The 16,327-nt window shown below is 70.5% G+C and carries 11 protein-coding genes; 7 read left to right on the forward strand and 4 right to left on the reverse strand.

Annotated features, from left to right (window positions below; translation table 11 throughout):
• Nucleotides 1–184 precede the first annotated feature (184 nt).
• Nucleotides 185–901, reverse strand: a complete 717-nt coding sequence (locus ACTWQR_RS53395; RefSeq protein ID WP_443234616.1) for an endonuclease V — start codon at nt 899–901, stop codon at nt 185–187.
• Nucleotides 902–1,045: 144 nt separating this feature from the next.
• Nucleotides 1,046–2,110: a WD40/YVTN/BNR-like repeat-containing protein gene (locus ACTWQR_RS53400; protein ID WP_443234617.1), complete on the reverse strand. Its 1,065-nt coding sequence runs from the start codon at nt 2,108–2,110 to the stop codon at nt 1,046–1,048.
• Nucleotides 2,111–2,368: 258 nt separating this feature from the next.
• Between ACTWQR_RS53400 and ACTWQR_RS53405 the strand changes: the two genes are divergently transcribed.
• From ACTWQR_RS53405 to ACTWQR_RS53425, 5 genes are all read left to right on the forward strand, one after another.
• A complete protein-coding gene (locus ACTWQR_RS53405) occupies nt 2,369–2,785 on the forward strand; it encodes an SsgA family sporulation/cell division regulator (RefSeq protein ID WP_443234618.1) in 417 nt (138 codons plus the stop codon).
• A 595-nt stretch (nt 2,786–3,380) separates the two neighbouring features.
• Nucleotides 3,381–5,012: an ABC-F family ATP-binding cassette domain-containing protein gene (locus ACTWQR_RS53410; RefSeq protein ID WP_443234619.1), complete on the forward strand. Its 1,632-nt coding sequence runs from the start codon at nt 3,381–3,383 to the stop codon at nt 5,010–5,012.
• 10 nt (nt 5,013–5,022) lie between these two features.
• Entirely contained in the window at nt 5,023–7,323 is a 2,301-nt protein-coding gene (locus ACTWQR_RS53415; protein ID WP_443234620.1) for an ATP-binding cassette domain-containing protein, read from the forward strand.
• A gap of 166 nt (nt 7,324–7,489) precedes the next feature.
• Nucleotides 7,490–8,266, forward strand: coding sequence for a dimethylargininase (gene ddaH, locus ACTWQR_RS53420; RefSeq protein ID WP_443234621.1), 777 nt, complete (start codon nt 7,490–7,492; stop codon nt 8,264–8,266).
• Nucleotides 8,267–8,454: 188 nt separating this feature from the next.
• Complete coding sequence (locus tag ACTWQR_RS53425) at nt 8,455–9,432, forward strand: acyl-ACP desaturase (protein WP_443234622.1); 978 nt, start codon at nt 8,455–8,457, stop codon at nt 9,430–9,432.
• A 148-nt stretch (nt 9,433–9,580) separates the two neighbouring features.
• Here ACTWQR_RS53425 and ACTWQR_RS53430 read toward each other — a convergent pair whose 3' ends face one another.
• The gene (locus ACTWQR_RS53430) at nt 9,581–13,195 is read right to left on the reverse strand and encodes a hypothetical protein (RefSeq protein WP_443234623.1); all 3,615 of its coding nucleotides are present in this window, start codon (nt 13,193–13,195) and stop codon (nt 9,581–9,583) included.
• A gap of 165 nt (nt 13,196–13,360) precedes the next feature.
• Complete coding sequence (locus ACTWQR_RS53435; RefSeq protein WP_443234626.1) at nt 13,361–13,606, reverse strand: WhiB family transcriptional regulator; 246 nt, start codon at nt 13,604–13,606, stop codon at nt 13,361–13,363.
• A 368-nt stretch (nt 13,607–13,974) separates the two neighbouring features.
• Here ACTWQR_RS53435 and ACTWQR_RS53440 point away from each other — a divergent pair, with 368 nt between their 5' ends.
• Both ACTWQR_RS53440 and ACTWQR_RS53445 read left to right on the forward strand, forming a co-directional pair.
• Nucleotides 13,975–14,760: a VOC family protein gene (locus ACTWQR_RS53440; RefSeq protein WP_443234624.1), complete on the forward strand. Its 786-nt coding sequence runs from the start codon at nt 13,975–13,977 to the stop codon at nt 14,758–14,760.
• Between the two features lie 196 nt (nt 14,761–14,956).
• Entirely contained in the window at nt 14,957–16,186 is a 1,230-nt protein-coding gene (locus ACTWQR_RS53445; protein ID WP_443234625.1) for a glycoside hydrolase family 64 protein, read from the forward strand.
• The last annotated feature ends 141 nt before the right edge of the window (nt 16,187–16,327 follow it).

A 16,327-nucleotide genomic window follows, 5' to 3' on the forward strand; every position in this document is an offset into this window, starting at 1 on the left:
GGCCCGGGACGGCCTCCCGGCTCGAAGAACAAGCACCGAGCCAGGCACCACGACGTCGGCAAGACCGTCAAACGCGCCGAGTCGATCAAGGAACACCAAGCCCGCCCACGTTAAACGCCAAGCTCAGACCGGGTACTCCACACACCCGGAACGCGTACTCAGCGCATGTGCTCAGCACACTTGCTCAGATCTCGACAGCCCCGGTTCCTCGGGCGGTTGTCGTCGCCTTCAGGGCCCGTCGGCACAGGGCGTCCGCGTGCCTGGTCGTCTCCGGGAGGCGGAAGCGCGGGGCGAGGTGGAGCGTGTGGGCACAGGCCATGTCCAGCGTCACCCGGTGGCCGACCGAGACGAACACCGGCTTGACGCCGGGCTGGGTGCGCAGCGCCCGGCCGACCTCCTCCTCGCCCGCGAGCAGCGGCGACGAGGATCCGCGTGGGGCGCCCGGCTCCTCGTACGCGAAGGTGAACGGGTTCTTGGCGACCCCGATCGTCGGGAGGCCGGTGAGGACGCCGAGGTGGCTGGCCAGGCCGAAGCGGCGGGGATGGGCGAGTCCGTAGCCGTCGCAGACGACCAGGCCCGGCTCGCACGGCAGTGCTTCGAGGGCCGCCAGGACGGCCGGGATCTCTCGGAAGGCGAGCAACCCCGGGACGTACGGGAAGGGCACCTGACCCACGGCCGTGGACTCGGCGACGACCTCGATGGTCGCCGCGTCGAGTACGACGGCCGCGGCCACGACGACGTCGCGCTCGTCGTCGTACGCCACGTCGACCCCCGTAACCCGGCCGGTTCCCGGCGGCGGCCCGGGCTCGTCGAGGACCACCCGTCCCCGCAACTCGTCCTGCACGGCACGGGCTTGGTCTTCGGTGGCGGGCCAGCCCGCCGGGATGCGTACGGTCGTCATGGTGCCGAAGAGCCTATGGGGCCGTGCGGCGGAGAGTACGCTCTCGCGATCATGTTCGTACCGGAGCTGACCTGCACCGCCCCGATCGAGTCGGTAAACGCCGCAGCCGTCTCCGTCTCCGCCGCCGCAGCCGTCTCCGTCGCCTCAGCGCTCCAGACGTGCCACCCGCCCCTTCTCGCCGGAGGCCCAGCAGGCCAGGTCGGGGGTGCAGTCCACGGTGTCGTACGAGCCGGTGTCCAGCGTGCGCCAGGTGCGGCCGCCGTCCGTGGTGAGGTCGGTGCCGGTGGGGCCGACCGCGAGGGCGGCCGAGCGGCTGTGCGGGAGCCAGGTGACGCCCGAGCGGTAGGCGGGCGGCGGGGTGGCGGCGGGCGTCCAGGTGCGGCCGCTGTCGCCGCTGACCGCGGCCGCCCGCGGCGAGGCCTGATCGGCTCGGTAGTCGCCGCCGACCGCTATGCCGTGCGTGCGGTCGCGGAAGGCGAGAGCGAAGACGCCGCGGGCCGGGTCGCCCGCCGGGATCGGCGTGTCAGTGACCTTCCAGGTCAGGCCACGGTCGGAGGAGTGCAGCACGCGCGCGCGTGCGGCCCCGCCGGTGGCCAGCCACACATCACGAGGGCCGGAACTGACCAGACACTGCCCACTCGCCGCGAAGCCCGCCTCACCCTCCTGGGCCGCGGGCATGCCGTCGCTGGGCAGCACCTTCCAGGAGCGGCCGCCGTCGCTCGTCGACAGAATGCGGAACTTGCCGTCGACCGGGTCGCTCATCGCCAGCCCGTGGCGCCGGTCGAAGAAGGTGAGGCAGTCGTAGAAGGCCTTCGCGTCGGTGTTGCGGAAGGACTCGGTCCAGGTCGCGCCGCCGTCCTCGGTCCGGAAGACCCGGGAGGCCTCGCCCTCACCGATGGCCAGCACCACGGCACGTCGACCGTCGAAGGCTTCGACGTCGCGGAACTCCAACTCGGCGGCCCCTGGCGGCGATACGTTCCGCCAGCTCACGCCGCCGTCGGAGGTGCGCAGGACGGTGCCCTTGGAGCCGGCCAGCCAGGCGGTGTTCCGGCTGACGGCGGAGAGCCCGCGGAAGCGCACGTTCGTGCCGCTGTCCTTCAACTCCCAGTGAGGTGGCTTCCCTTCGTCCGGTCCGTGTGCCTGCGCGGGCGCGGTGAGTGCGGCGGCGAGCGCCGCTCCGCACATCCCCACGGTCACCAGTCGCCTCATAGATCTCATCCGTCGCGTCTTCCCCAAGCCCCTCATGGCGGGCGAAGCTAGCCCACTACCCCGGCGGCGTCCAGATGCCCCTGACGGCATCGGCCGGCACTTCGGGAATCCGCGATCACTCCTGTGATTGAAGGCGGTGACAGAGGTCACTCGAACTTCATCCGGTTTCATGCGCACGGATTGGCCGATTCCGGCGTCTCTACAAGTGCCTGGCCGATCCGTCCACCGTTCGTCCATCCGTCACAAAGGAGCAAGGCGTTGTCCACCCTCATCGAGCAGCCCGTAGAGGCCCGCCTCGTCGCCGCCGCGCCGCGGATGCCGAGCATTCCCGCAACGCTCCACTACGACCCGCGCGACCCGTTCGCCGTCCGCATGTCCTTCCCCGCCCCGGCCACACTCGAAGGCGTGGAAGTGTGCTGGACCTTCGCCCGCGAGCTGCTCTCCTCGGGTCTGGAGGAGTCGGTGGGCCACGGCGACGTACGGGTACGGCCGTACGGGTACGACCGCATCGTCCTGGAGTTCCACGCTCCCGAGGGGACCGCCGTGATCCACGTCCGCGCGGGCGAGCTGCGGAACTTCCTGGAGAATTCGAAGAAGTTGGTGCCCTTCGGTCTGGAGCACGTGCACCAGGATCTGGACCACGGGCTCGCCGAGCTGATGAGGGACGCCTGCTGATCCCTCCGGGAAGGAACCGGGGGAACGGCAGAGCGCGGAAGGGCCGGACGGCCAGGAGGGGGACGAGGGGGGAAGGGCCGCGGGGCTGACGCCCCTTCCCCGGCAAGGTGTTGAGCTCGCCGTAGTCGAGTCCGCCGGCCGGCGACTCGTACGTCCCCGTGTCCAGCCGTTCCCGTGCGGCGCGGTGGATCCGGTGCGGGCGTGGCCTGCCCGGCGACCGGGTGCGCAGAAGAAAACCCACGGTCGAGCACGGTCGAAGAAGCCCACGGTCAAAGAAGCCCACGGTCGAGGAGACCCACGGTCGAGGTGAGGGCTCGCGTTAATTCGTTGACAGCCTCGGAGGGTCCCTCCTACGGTGTATGACGGTCCTGTTGCCGTCGATTGGAGAAGGACGTTGCTCGTCTGAGGTCCTGAGACACCGCGTCACACACATCCCTGTGTGTGCGTTGCGTGCGACCTCGGCGTACGAGCCGTCCCGTCCTCCGGAGCAGGGCTTTTCTCATGCCCAGGGCTCCGGCTCGTCCTCTCGGTCGTCGCCGCCTCCCGGTGTCTCGACACGCGTTGCCCTGACCGCATCAAGCACCGCGAGGCCTGTATGTCTACCTTCCCCACCTCCATCACCTGCGCCTCCCTCGCCTTCGCCTGGCCGGACGGCACCTCCGTCTTCGACGATCTGCAAGTGGCCTTCGGACCGGGCAGGACCGGGCTCGTCGGCGTCAACGGATCAGGAAAATCAACCCTGTTGAAGCTGATCGCCGGAGAGCTCGCGCCGGCCGACGGCACCGTCCGGGTCGCGGGCGAGGTCGGCTACCTGCCGCAGAACGTCACCCTCGCGACCGGCCTGCGGGTCGACGAGGCGCTCGACATCGCGGCCAAGCGCGCCGCGCTGCACGCCATCGAGGCGGGCGACGTGTCCGAGGAGCACTTCGACGTCGTGGGCGACGACTGGGACGTGGAGGAGCGCGCCCTCGCGACCCTCGGTGAACTCGGCCTCGGTCACATCCAGTTGGACCGCACCATCGGCGAGGTCTCGGGCGGCGAGTCGGTCCTGCTGCGCCTGGCCGCGCTTCTGCTCCGCCGGCCCGACGTACTCCTGCTCGACGAACCCACCAACAACCTCGACCTGTACGCACGTCGGCGGCTGTACGCGGCCGTCGAGGCCTGGTCCGGGGTCATGGTCGTGGTCAGCCACGACCGTGAACTCCTGGACCTGGTCGACCAGATCGCGGATCTCCGGTCCGGCGAGGTGACCTGGTACGGCGGCAACTACTCGGCGTACGAGGAGGTGCTCGCCACCGCACAGGAGGCGGCCGAGCGCATGGTGCGCGTCGCCGAGTCCGATCTGAAGAAGCAGAAGCGCGAACTGATCGACGCCCATGCCAAGTTGGCGCGTCGCAAGAGGTACGGGCAGAAGATGTGGGACCAGAAGCGCGAGCCGAAGATCATCATGGGAGCGCGCAAACGCGCGGCCCAGGAGTCCGCGGGCAAGCACCGCATCATGCACGAGGAGAAACTCGCCGAGGCCAAGGAGCGCCTCGACGAGGCCGTGGACGCGGTGCGGGACGACGACGAGATCCGCGTCGACCTGCCGTACACGGCCGTGCCGACCGGCCGTGAGGTCCTCACCCTCCTGGACCTGGAGTTGGCGTACGGCGCGAGCGTGGCCGGCTCCTTCGACCTGCGCGGTCCCGAGCGGGTGGCGCTGATCGGGCGCAACGGCGCGGGCAAGACCACCCTGCTGCGGACGATCGCCGGGGAGCTGGACGCGGTCTCCGGGGAGGCGCTGGCCCATGTGCCGCTGCGCTTCCTGCCGCAGCGACTCGACGTGCTCGACGACGAGCTGACCGTCGCCGAGAACGTGGCCCGGTTCTCGCCGGGCGCCACCAACAACCGGATCCGGGCACGCCTGGCCCGCTTCCTGTTCCGGGGCGCGCGGGCCGACCAGCTCGCGGCGACACTCTCCGGCGGCGAACGCTTCCGGGCGACCCTGGCCGCTCTGATGCTCGCCGAGCCCGCGCCGCAGCTTCTGATGCTCGACGAGCCGACCAACAACCTCGACATGGCGAGCGTGCGGCAGCTCACCACTGCCCTGGAGTCGTACGAGGGAGCGCTGATCGTGGCCAGCCACGACGTGCCGTTCCTGGAGTCGATCGGGATCACGCGCTGGCTGCTGATGGAAGGAGCACTCAAGGAAATCACGCCAGAAGCTGTCGGGTATCCCGACTAGCTTCGCCGGTATGAGTCAGTTCATCACCGGTACGCGTCAGCCCGTCACTGATACCCACCCGTCCATCAACGTGGTCGGAGCCCGTGAGAACAACCTCCAGGACGTGACCCTGCACATCCCGAAAGGCCGGCTCACGGTCTTCACCGGGGTGTCCGGGTCCGGCAAGTCGTCGATCGTCTTCGACACGATCGCGGTCGAGTCGCAGCGCCAGCTGAACGAGACCTTCACCTGGTTCGTCCGCAACCGGCTGCCGAAGTACGAGCGGCCGCACGCGGAGGCCATCGAGGATCTCTCGCCCGCGATCGTCGTCGACCAGAAGCCCGTGGGCGGCCACTCCCGGTCCACCGTGGGCACGATGACGGACGTCTACTCGGTTGTCCGGGTGCTGTTCTCGCGGCACGGTAGCCCGAGCGCGGGCCCGGCCACCGCGTACTCGTTCAACGACCCGTCGGGCATGTGCCCCGAGTGCGACGGCCTCGGGCGCACGGTCCGGCCCGACTGGGACCGCATCCTGGACCCGGACCGGTCCCTGGCGGACGGTGCGGTCCGCTTCCCGCCGTTCGCCGCGGGGACCTGGCAAGGGCAGACGTACACGAATGCCACCGAGCTGGATCCGCACAAGCCGGTACGCCGGTTCAGCGGCGCCGAGCGGGAGTTCCTGCTGCGCGGGCGTCCCGGGAGCAAGGTCTCCATCAGCGGCTCGGGCGGCACCTGGAACACCGACTACGAAGGACTCGCCGACCGCTTCGAGCGGCTGTACCTCAAGCGGGACCTGTCCGCGCTGAGCCAGAAGACCCGCGACCAGGTGCAGGGGTTCCTGGCGGAAGGCACCTGTCCGGAATGCGGAGGCGCCCGGCTGAACGCGGCGGCGCTCGCGACCCGGATCGGCGGTCTGTCCATCGCCGACTGCGCCCGGATGGAGGTCAGTGACCTGATCGCCGTACTGAAGGACATCGACGATCCCGTCGCCACGCCGGTCGCCGCGGCGGCCGTGGCCTCGCTGGAGCGGATCGAGGCGATCGGGCTCGGCTATCTCAGCCTCGACCGGGAGACCTCGACGCTGTCCGGCGGGGAGGGGCAGCGGCTGAGGATGGTCCGGCATCTCGGCTCGAGCCTCACCGGGATGACGTACATCTTCGACGAACCGACCGTCGGCCTGCACCCGCGTGACGTCGGGCGGCTCGGCGACCTCCTGCTGCGGCTGCGGGACAAGGGGAACACCGTGCTGGTCGTCGAGCACGACCCGGACGTCATCGCTCTCGCTGATCACGCCGTCGACATGGGGCCGGGGGCGGGGGCGGACGGCGGGCGGGTGGTGTTCGAGGGGACCCCGGCCGAGCTCGCCTCGGCCGACACCCCGACGGGCCGCTGCCTGCGCCGCCGCGCCGAGGTGAAGCGGCGGCCTCGGCGGGCCCCGGGCGGGCTGTGGGTGAAGGGCGCGGACCTGCACAACCTGCGGGACGTGACGGTGGAGTTCCCCACGGGTGTGCTGACCGCGGTGACCGGTGTCGCCGGCTCGGGCAAGAGCACCCTCGTCTCCCAGGTGTTCACGGCCACGCATCCGGACGCCGTGGTCGTCGATCAGTCGTCCATCGGCATCTCGGCGCGGTCCACTCCCGCGACGTATCTCGGCGTCATGGACACCGTACGGAAGGTCTTCGCGCGGGAGACCGGAGTCGAGCCGGGCCTGTTCAGCTTCAACTCCGAAGGCGCATGCGGAACTTGTCAGGGACGCGGGATCAGCTACACCGACCTCGCGTTCATGGACCCGGTGACGACGACCTGCCCCGACTGCGAGGGGCGACGCTTCAAGGACGAGGTGCTACGGCTCACCGTGGGCGGCAACTCCATCGCCGACGTACTGGAGATGACGGCCGATCAGGCGCTCGGCTTCTTCGAGGACACCGGCGTACGGCGTCGCCTGCGTGCCCTGCGGGACGTGGGACTCACATATCTGACACTCGGTCAGCCGCTGTCCACTCTCTCCGGAGGCGAACGGCAGCGCATCAAGCTCGCGACCCGGCTCCATCGGACCGGGGCGGTGTACGTCCTCGACGAGCCGACGACCGGGCTGCACATGTCGGACGTCGACGGGCTGCTCGGCCTCCTCGACCGGCTGGTCGACGCGGGCAACACGGTCCTGGCCGTCGAGCACAACCTCGACGTCGTCGCCCACGCCGACTGGATCATCGACCTGGGGCCGGACGGGGGCAGGGACGGCGGCCAGGTCGTCTTCGAGGGGACGCCTCGCCAGCTCCTCGGGGCGGAGGGATCGTTCACCGCGGAACATCTCCGGCGGTACGTAGGGTAGGGCGGGCCCTGCCTGTTTCGGCAGCCGGACCGCCGCCCCGCCGGCCGGCGGGGAGCTGCCCACCGCGACTCCCGTTCACGACCCCCGCACCTCGGGGGGACTGTTGTCACCCCGGTATGGACCTGCATGATGTGCGGCAAGACCCCTGCGATTCGGAGATCCGCGCGTGCCCAGCCAGAAGGCCCTCATCCGCCGACCCAGCCCCCGCCTGGCCGAAGGCCTTGTCACGCACATCGAGCGTACGAAGATCGATGTCGACCTGGCGGTCGAGCAGTGGGAGGCGTACGCGGAGGCACTGCGTACGTACGGCTGGGAGACCATCGAGGTGGAACCCGCCGACGAGTACCCGGACTCGGTGTTCGTGGAGGACGCGGTGGTCGTCTTCCGCAACGTGGCACTGATCGGGCGCCCGGGCGCGGAGCCGCGGCGCGGCGAGACGGCCGCGGTCGAGGAGGCCGTGGCCAGGCTCGGCTGCTCCGTGAACTGGGTGTGGGAGCCGGGCACGCTCGAGGGCGGCGACATCCTGAAGGTCGGCGACACGATCTACGTGGGTCGCGGCGGACGCACCAACGCCGCCGGCATCCAGCAGCTGCGGGCCGCCTTCGAGCCGCTCGGCGCGCGTGTCGTCGCGGTACCCGTGAGCAAGGTGCTGCACCTGAAGTCGGCGGTCACGGCGCTGCCCGACGGCACGGTCGTCGGACACGGGCCGCTCGTGGACACGCCGTCGCTGTTCCCGCGCTTCCTGTCGGTACCGGAGGAGTCCGGCGCCCACGTCGTGCTCCTGGGCGGCGGAAAACTCCTGATGGCCGCGAGTGCCCCGAAGACCGCCGAGTTGTTCGCCGACCTCGGCCACGAACCCGTACTCGTCGACATCAGCGAGTTCGAGAAGCTCGAAGGCTGTGTGACTTGCCTCTCGGTCCGGCTGCGGGAGCTGTACGTCTGAACGCCCGATCGCAAGGCCGGTCCGCCCCGGGACCTGCGCGTCCGCCGGTGGACCATCTCCGGCGGCACCCTCGCTGATCAGGCCTCTTTACGGCGCGCTTAACTTACGGCATCGTAACCTACGGATACGTAGCCTACGATGCCGTAGGTTGTGTGAACGCCCAGTATTTCCGTCCCCCTGGAGCCCCCGTGACGATCACTTCTCCCCAACTCGGCAGCCCGTCCTCCGCCTGGACCGACGCACGGCTGTTGTATGCACTGGAGGAAGTTGTCGAGACCGAGCTCAACCGCCACCTGAAGGTCGCCAAGGACTGGATGCCGCACGAGTACGTGCCCTGGTCCGACGCCCGCAACTTCCCCGGCCTCTTCGAGGACGGCGAGGCCTGGGGCAAGGAGCAGTCCAAGGTCACCGAGATCGGCCGGATCGCCCTGGTCGTCAATCTCCTCACCGAGGACAACCTGCCCAGCTACCACCACGAGATCGCCAGTCTCTTCGGCCGCGACGGCGCCTGGGGCACCTGGGTGCACCGCTGGACCGCCGAGGAGGGCCGGCACGGCATCGTGATGCGCGACTACCTGCTCGCGTCGCGCGCGGTCGATCCCGACAAGCTCGAAGAGTTCCGCATGGTGCACATGAGCGAGGGCTTCGAGTCGGACAACCGCCACTCGATGCTCCACTCGGTCGCCTACGTCGCCTTCCAGGAGCTCGCGACCCGCGTCTCGCACCGCAACACCGGCCACCAGTCCGGTGACCCGGTCTGCGACCGCATGCTGGCGCGCATCGCGACCGACGAGAACCTGCACATGGTCTTCTACCGCAACCTGCTGAAGGCCGCGTTCGAGCTCGCTCCCGACCTCACGATGCAGGCCGTCCGCGATGTCATCGTCAACTTCCGGATGCCCGGCCACGGCATGCCCGGCTTCGAGCGCGCCGCCGCGCAGATGGCGATCGGCGAGGTCTACAACATGCGCATCCACCACGACGACGTGCTTCAGCCGGTCCTGCGCCACCTCAAGGTCATGGAGATGGACGGCCTCAGCCCCGAGGGCCTCCAGGCTCAGGAGGAGCTCGGCATGTTCATGGGCGGCCTGGACGCCGAGGCCCTGAAGTTCGACGAGAAGCTCGCGGCCCGCAAGGCCCGGATGTTGGCACGCGGCAAGGCGTAACCACGCCGAACGGCTGCGGCGGCAAGACGCGGTCGCCTCTCAGCGGCCGCGGCTCAGCGGCCGCGGCTCGACGGCGGCGGCTCGACGGCGGCTCGACTGTCCCGCCTCGGCAGCTTCGTCTCAACAGTCTCGCTTCGGCGGTCCCGTCTCACTCGTACGCCGTCGCTCGGGCCAGCGCCATGTCCCGTACGTCGGGCGCCCGGTGGCGGCGGAGTGCCCTCAGCTGCTCGCGCCAGGCGGCGGGCCAGCCTGTGCGGGTGCCGACCGCGTCGGTGAGGGCCGCCGCGAGCAGCCCCTCGGCGAAGCCGCCGTGCTCGGTGAGGCGGCGGGCCGTGGCCAGCAGGGTGTCGGTGTTTCCCTCGTGCGGCTGTCCGCGCAGTCGTTCGGACAGCTGGCGCGCGATGCGTCCGGTGAGCGCGGGCCGGCCGTCGGTGAGTACCGCGAGCCGGTCCAGCGCCGCGTCCACCTCGTGGGACTCCGCCTCCAGATCGAGGTGGCAGACCGCGAGGGCGGCGGCCTGCGGTACGAAGTCGTCGTACCGCGCGAGGAACCCACCCGCGGCGAGGGCGGCCGGGCGGATGGGCCCGGGGGCGGTCCTGGCCTGCTGGGTGAGGCGCTCGACGAGGTATTCGACCCGGCGACGGGCTGGGCGGTCGCGTTGTTCCTCGGCGTCGGGGAGGGCGTGCGGGGCGGCCTCGTGTACGGGATCGGCTGCGGGGCCGGCTTGTGTCGTGGCCCCGCGCTCCTCGGCGCCCCGGGCAGGTCGAGTCGCGGCGGTGCTCTCGGCGGCGGGCCGGTCTTCGGCTCCGAGGGCTTCGGAGCCGAGGGCTTCGGAGCCGAGGGCGGATCCCGCGTCGGCCCGGTCGCCTGTTCCGGTCTCCGCGTCGCTCGGGTCGCCTGTCGCGGTCTCCGCCTCCGCCAGCGCCTCCAACGCCCGCAGCAGCCCTCGCCCACCCTGCGGTGCCCCCGCGGCGGCGGTCACCAGGCCGTTCGCGGCGGCTTTCCACGCCAGACGGTCGGAGAGATCCGCTGTCGCCTCCGCGAGTACCGTCGGCGCATCGTCGGACCAGGGGGCCCAGCGAGCCAGCGCGTCGAAGGCGAGGGCGGCCGTCTCCATGTCATCAGCGGCGGAGACGTCTCGGACGAGGCGGGCGTACCGCTCTCGATGCGGCTCCGCCAGGTCGAGTGGCTGTACGCGCAGGACCGCCATGCGCAGCACCGGCTCCGCGCCCGCAGCGTCGTGCAGCAGGGCCCAGGTCCGGTCGTCGGCGAGCAGCGGTCCCGCGAAGGCGACGCAGGCCGCACGTACGTCGGGGTGAGCGCCGGGTCGGCCGTACGCCTCGGTGAGGAACTCCACCGCCCGGGCTATCGGGAGCCGTGTCGCGGCGAGCCGGGCGGCCTCTTTGCGGCTGGTCACTTTGGTGTTCGACGCGAGCAGCACCTCGCGCAGCTGTTCCTCGAGCCGCGAGGGCGCCGCATACCGGGACGCCCGCGTGGCCGCGTACACGGCCACACGCGCCCGGTCGTCACCCGCGTGCGCGAGCAGTTCGGGCAGTGTGTCGCCGGGCCGGTCGGTGCGAGCGAGCGCGCCAAGCGCCGCCTCGGCGAGCACGACGTCCCGGGAGCCGGTCCAGCGGCGTACGAGTTCGGTGCCCAGGCCGGGTACGAGCGCGCCCTGCGTGATGGCGGCGACCCGCGCGTACGAAGGCGACTCGGAATCGTCGGCGATATCGGCCAACTTCCGTGCCAAGGCGGCCTGTTGGCGTGGCAGCCAGCGCCGCACGTCGCGGTCCACGGGCACCGTCCACGGGCTGCCCTTGGTGAGGAATCGTCCGTACGGCGGGGTGTCCGTCAGGAGCACGTCGAGGAGGTCGGTGCGTCGCCGGGTCAGGACGGCGAGGACCGGCCACAGCGTTCCTGTCGAAGGCTCGTGTGCGAGGGTGCGCGCGGCCCGCTCGTCGCGGGTGGCGGGCGGCTCCAGCCACAGTTCTACAGCGTCGCGCACGGTCACGTCGTTCCCGAACCGGACGGCCTGCCACAGGAGTTCCTGCAATTCCGGCACGTCGGCGGCGCGTCGCCCCACGGCCCGGGCCAGCGCGAACGCGAGACTGTAGTCGGCCTTCTCGGCCCCCGCCTCGATCCACGGCCGCAACGCCTCGTACACCTGGTGCTCCTGCCCGCGCCGCAGCCGCTCGTCGAGCCGGCCCAGGTCGGCGCCGCCGGTGTTGCCGGAGATCCGGACGAGCGTGCGCAGCGCCCAGTTCACCAACTCCCTTGATCCTCCTCCGGAGTCCGTCCCGGAGGACCCCAGTCTCGCTTCGCTCGCGACGTGCTCTCGCAGCACCGACAGGGCGAGCGCGCTGAGGTTCCGCCGGACCTGGGGCGAGGAGTCCCGGGCCTCGACGGCATCTGCGGCGATCCGGTCGAGGTGCGGTTCGGCGTCCTCGGTGAACAGGGCGGGCGGGGTGCGGGACAACGCGTACAGAGCCGGCAGCCGCACCGGCTCCTGTTCGTTGCGCAGCCGGGCCGACTCCTCCAGTACGGAGATGACGGCGGCGGAGTCACCGGAGCGCGCGGCGTTGCGGATCAGCAACGGCCAGGCCACGGCCCGGTCCTCCGCCGCGGGGCGGCGTGTCGCGTCGACGAGCCGCTCGCGTACCTCGGCGACGGGCAGGAAGGATTCGGCGAGCAGCACGGTGTCCCACGCCGCCCCTCGTTCACGCGCGACGGCAGCCATCCGCCGGGCCTCGTCGCCGACCGAACTCCGTGGCAGCGCCTCGAGGATCGCCGCGTCGACGGTGACGCCGCCGACGCCCCGGCCCACCATCGACTCCGTATAGAAGGCTTGGCGGCGAGCGGGCGGCAGTGCCTTGAGGAACGACGCGAGACGCCCCGCATCCGCCAACGCCCTGCCGTACGCGGTGAGTTCCTCCGCGCCGGAACGGCCCAGCCGGTGCAGCAGCGAGCGACTGCACGCCCCGCGGAGCGCGGGAACGCCGCCGTCGAGCAGCAGGCGAAGCACTCTGCCAGGAGCGACGGCGGCGAACTCCCCTATTCGGTCGCGGAGTTGGTTCGGGATCTCGGCGGGACCGAAGCGCTCGACCAGCTCCAGCGCACGCAGCGGCTCGGAGGCGACGGTGACCGCGACGGCGTGTGCGTACCGCTGCCACCAGGCATGGCGCAGGGACTCGGGCAGACCGGCCAACTCCCGCCCCGCCGCGTCCAGTACGGCACCGGTGTGCCGCTTGCCGAGCGACTTCCATCCCCGTACGGCATGAAAGAGCGACGGCAACAGCCGAGCGACCGTCTCCGGCGAGCAGCCGGGCAGCAGACGTGCCGCCTCCGCGTCGCCCCAGTCCTCCCTCAGCGCATCCACGAGGCGGTCCGCCAGCGCGGTACGCCGACCCGTGACGATGGCCCGCAGCAGTTGTCGGCGTACCACCTCGGGCCCGTCGGAGAGCGCCGACTCGTAGACGGAGTCGGGCACTTGGAGAGAGTCGGCGACACGCAGCGCGTGTCCGCGTACGAAGGGGTCCGGATCGGCGATCCGTGCCGCGATCCATTCCACGTCCCGGCTGATGGCCGCCGCGACGACAGCGAGCCCCCGCTCGTAGGGACCGCGCGTCTCGAGCTCGTCCAGCAGCGGACGCGTGTCGTCCAATTCCCTTACCTGCGCAGCGAGTTCGCGCATGCGCAGCGGGTACGGCAGCGGATCGAGGGCGTTCAGCAGGCTCTCGGCCTGCTGCCGCGGGGTGTGGACCATGGGGGGATTGTGCCTGCTGGGAGCCGGCACGCGCGCCGAATTCCCGATGCGACCGCGTCCCGGTCCAAGACCGCGCCTCGGCACGACGTGCGGGTGCCGTCCGGGACGTGGCAGTTCACGGTGGCGTACTAGTGGGAGGTTCCCTCGGTGTTCTGAGTGGTTTGCTCAGTCCTGGGCGCGGCGGAGACTGAGCCGCTCCTTCTCGGACAGGCCGCCCCAGACGCCGAAGCGTTCATCGTTGTTGAGCGCGTATTCGAGGCACGCGGAGCGCATCTCGCACAGTCCGCAGATGCGCTTCGCCTCACGCACCGAGCTGCCCGGCTCGGGAAAGAAGAACTCGGAGCCGGTCTCTGCGCACAGCGCCTCTTCCTGCCAGGAGAGGTTGGGTGTGGTGATCGTGTCGTTGTGCATGCCGAAGATGGTGCCGGGCATCGAAAAACGTTCGATCAACGCCGGATCAACGACTCGCTCCGGGAGCACGCGCGGCCCTGATGATGCCCCCGGAAACGACCGGACACACACCGGCGCGCGGAACGAGCGAACACATTTATCCGGCCCCACAGCCCCCGCAAGGGGCGCGGGGAACTGCGCGCCCAGCCGCCAACAACCCGAGTCCGGAATCCCACAGCACCCGGCACCCCCTCACCCGAACGCCCACTGATTACCAAGAGTAACCATCCAGAACAGTTCAGCCCAGCGGCAGCGCCCCGGCAGCGATTGTCAGTGGGCGGTGCCAGACTCGCCACAACAGGCAACGGGCCCCTTCAAAGGAGGGCATCATGCTCACCACCCGTTTCGTCACCGGCGCCCCGAACTGGGTCGATCTCGGCACCCCCGACATCGACGGCGCCACATCCTTCTACAACGGCCTCTTCGGCTGGGAATTCCAGTCGGCGGGCCCCGAGGCCGGCGGCTACGGCTTCTTCCAGCTGGCCGGCAAAACCGTCGCGGGCGCCATGCAGAACCCGCCGGAGCAGGGCCCGCCGTCCTGGAACATCTCCCTCCAGAGCCCGGACGCCGACGCCACGGCCAAGGCGGTCGAGCAGGCCGGCGGCAGCGCACTGCTGCCACCCGACGACGTCATGGACATGGGCCGCATGGCCATCTTCGGCGACAACGCGGGCGTCCCCTTCGGTATCTGGCAGCCGGGCCGGCTCAAGGGCCTCGAAATGGCCGGTGACCCGGGCTCCCTGTGCTGGCTCGAGCTCTACACCCCGGACATCGCCGCGGCGGCCGCGTTCTACAACTCCGCGCTGGGCCTGGAGACCTCGGCCGTGCCGTTCCCCGGCGGCACGTACACCTGTATCAATCCCTCGGAAGGCGGAGAGGACGCCATGTTCGGCGGCATGGTCCCGCTGGCCGACGACCCGATGGAGCAGACGGCGTACTGGCTGCCGTACTTCGAGGTGACGGACACGGACGCCGTGGTCGCGAAGGCCGAGGAGCTGGGTGGCACGGTCCGGATGCCCGCCACGTCCGCGGAGGGTGTCGGCCGCATGGCCAAGCTCGCCGATCCTTACGGCGCGCGCTTCGCGGTGATCAAGAGCGAGCCCCAGCAGAGCTGAGTCGAGGCCGGGCCCGGCAGGCCTGGGCCCGGCCCGTTTCGTCGCCAACTTCTGAACGCAAGAAGATTCCGAGAGCGCTCTCAGTCCTAACCCTTGACGCCCCCAACTCCCCCTGGGAACAGTGGTGCACGCAGGGGCCGATCCCCCACACGCATCGGCCGATTCCTGCCTCCCCCCACACCCCAGGAGACTCTCCGTGATATCGCGCAGAACGTTCCTGACCGGATCCGCGGCCGTCACGACCGCCGCAAGCTACCCCGCCTGGGGAAGCGCTCTCAGCCCGGACGCCAGGGCGGCGGCTCCCGCCACCTGTGAACTCGCCCTCAAGAACGCCTCGTTGCCTGGCACGGTCCGCGCCTACGTCACCGGGCACGAGCAGTCGACGGGCAACTGGGTACTGCTGCGGGCCGACGGCAGTGTCTACCGCCCCGCGTCGCCCTCGGCTCCGCAGACCCCGCTGCCCGTCGACTGCGCCATCCCGCTCGGCGCCGCCGGTTCCGCCCCGAAGGTGCTGACGCTGCCTCAGATGTTCGGTGCCCGCGTCTACTTCGTACGGGACGACACCCTCGACTTCTTCCTCAACCCGGGCCCCTCGCTGGTGGAGCCCGCGTTCGCCACGCCCGCCGACCCGAACTACGGCAGGACGTGGTCGTTCTGCGAGTTCACGTTCAATCCCCAGCAGCTGTACGCCAACATCAGTTACGTCGACCTGGTGACGGCGTTGCCGATCGGCCTGACCCTGGAGGGCGACGCCACGCACACGGTCGCACCGATGCCCGACGGAGCCGTGGACAAGATCGCCTCCGATCTGACGGCGCAGGCGGCCAGGGACGGCCAGCCCTGGGACAAGCTCGTGATCCGGGCCGACGGCGGCGACGTACTCCGCGTCATCTCGCCGCAGAACCTGATGGCTCCCTACTTCGACCGCCCGGCCGAGATGCCGTTCCGCGACGTATGGAACAGCTACATCGACCAGGTATGGGAGAAGTACCGTTCCACCGACCTGAAGATCGACCTCCAGGGCGGTCGGGGCGTCTTCACCGGCCGGGTCAGCGGCGACACGCTCACCTTCAGCGGCGGCCACACCTTCGCCAAGCCCACGTCGAAGGACGTCTTCACCTGCAACCACGGCCCGTTCGCCAACAACCCGGGTGACCCCGACGACAAGAAGGGCCTCCTCGCCCGCCTCGCCGCCGGCTTCAACCGCTCGATCATGCTCACCCATGCCGATCAGCCCAACGGAGCGACCGCGGCCGACTACTACAAAGGCACGGTCACCAACCACTGGGCGCGTGTCGTGCACGCCAACTCGCCCATCGGGTACGCCTTCCCGTACGACGACGTACGCCCGGACGGCCAGCCCGACGTGTCCGGCGCGGCACACGACGGGAACCCGCGGCGCTTCACGGTGACGGTCGGCGCGTAAGCGCTCCGCTGGAGGGGCGATTGTTGTCTGCGGGCCGGTGGGGGTTGATCGCGCAGTTCCCCGCGCCCCTGAAAGACGGGGCTGCGCCCCTGTCTTTCGTCTTTGGGGCGGTAGCCCTGCTTTTCAAGGGGCGCGGGGAAC

This window comes from Streptomyces sp. 2A115 (assembly GCF_052245575.1).
Lineage (GTDB): Bacteria > Actinomycetota > Actinomycetes > Streptomycetales > Streptomycetaceae > Streptomyces.

What these genes read in the sequence shown, in the direction of transcription:
- ACTWQR_RS53395 (WP_443234616.1), bottom strand. Translation starts at nt 901, where the DNA reads ATGACGACCGTACGCATCCCGGCGGGCTGGCCCGCCACCGAAGACCAA.
- ACTWQR_RS53400 (WP_443234617.1), bottom strand. Translation starts at nt 2,110, where the DNA reads ATGAGGCGACTGGTGACCGTGGGGATGTGCGGAGCGGCGCTCGCCGCC.
- ACTWQR_RS53410 (WP_443234619.1), top strand. Translation starts at nt 3,381, where the DNA reads ATGTCTACCTTCCCCACCTCCATCACCTGCGCCTCCCTCGCCTTCGCC.
- ACTWQR_RS53415 (WP_443234620.1), top strand. Translation starts at nt 5,023, where the DNA reads ATGAGTCAGTTCATCACCGGTACGCGTCAGCCCGTCACTGATACCCAC.
- ACTWQR_RS53430 (WP_443234623.1), bottom strand. Translation starts at nt 13,195, where the DNA reads ATGGTCCACACCCCGCGGCAGCAGGCCGAGAGCCTGCTGAACGCCCTC.
- ACTWQR_RS53435 (WP_443234626.1), bottom strand. Translation starts at nt 13,606, where the DNA reads ATGCACAACGACACGATCACCACACCCAACCTCTCCTGGCAGGAAGAG.
- ACTWQR_RS53440 (WP_443234624.1), top strand. Translation starts at nt 13,975, where the DNA reads ATGCTCACCACCCGTTTCGTCACCGGCGCCCCGAACTGGGTCGATCTC.